The sequence below is a fragment of the Actinospica acidithermotolerans genome (assembly GCF_018139625.1).
Taxonomy (GTDB): Bacteria; Actinomycetota; Actinomycetes; order Streptomycetales; family Catenulisporaceae; genus Actinospica; species Actinospica acidithermotolerans.
This window is the reverse complement of record NZ_JAGSOH010000288.1, coordinates 1-1,094: the sequence shown is the minus strand read 5'-3', so window position 1 is coordinate 1,094 and position 1,094 is coordinate 1. Positions and strand designations below refer to the sequence as shown.

The 1,094-nt window shown below is 73.9% G+C and carries 1 protein-coding gene; it reads right to left on the bottom strand.

The genetic code is table 11. From position 1 onward, the window contains the following. On the bottom strand, positions 1–943 hold a 943-nt coding region (locus KDK95_RS34720; protein WP_212522600.1), incomplete at its 3' end, for a hypothetical protein. Positions 944–1,094 lie beyond the last annotated feature (151 nt).

The following is a 1,094-nucleotide window of genomic DNA, read 5'->3' as shown; positions in this document are numbered from 1 at the left end:
GCCGGACGGTAGCGGCCGAGGCACCCGGGGCTCCCGGGGCGGCCGTGGGCGCGGCGGGGGCCGGCTCGCCGCTGGCGGCGTCGGCGAGTATGTGCTGCATCTGGCGGGCGCGCTCGCGGTCGATGACCGCGTCGTCGCCGCCGAGGCGGGCGAGGACGTCGAGGATGGCCTGGCGGCCGAGGTGGGAGTAGAGGGCGCGCGGGTCGGCCTGCATGCGGGCCTGCTCCATGAGGCGGGCGTGGGCGCGGTCGCGGCGGCGTCCGGCGTGCCGGCGGGTGAGGAAGCCGGCGCGCTGGGCGCGGTTGTCGGCGCGCACGAAGCGGTCGATGCGGCGGTTGGCGTCCTCGGTCTCCAGGTCGGCGCCGAGGGCGGTGGCCAGGCCGAGGCGGACGGCGATGCGCTTGACGGAGAAGAGCCAGCGGACGGCGGATTCGGCGGTGCCCTGCTTGACCTTCTGGGCGCGGCGTTCCGGGACCATGCTGCGTTCCCAGAGCCAGGCGGCGACCAGTGGCGCGCCGAGCCGGACCAGGGCCTCCTGGACGGAGTTGGCCTCCGAGGCGGACATGAGTCCGGAGGCGCAGGTCAGTACCCACACGGCGAGTCCGTCGGCGCCGGCCTGGCCGTCGCGGGCGACGTTGGCGCGGGCGCGCAGCGCGGAGGCCAGGACGCTGATCTCCATGAACGCGAACAGCACGGCCTGGATCCAGGTCGGCAGGTGCATGGTGCGGCTGAAGAAGTGCCACATGCCGGTGGCGGCGACCGAGGAGGCCATGGCGGCGGCGACGACGGTGAGGGTGTCGGCGGCCTTCTTGCCGCGCAGGGCCCGGCCGGCGCGCCACAGCAGCGCGGCGAGCGCGAGCAGCGCGATGACGGCGGCGAGGATCGTGAGCGACTGGGCGAGGGGCCCGGCTTTGTCGAACCAGGTGCGCAGTCCGGTGTTCACGGGTGGGTCTCCTCGTCGGGGCGGGGCGGCGGGAGTGGCCGTTCGTGGGTGTGAGGATACCGGTCCGGCGCCGCGCCGTGTGGCTGATGCGGTGTCATAGCGTACAAATGTTCGTGCTAGTAGGGTTCCAGTTCATGGCAAAGATCTTCGA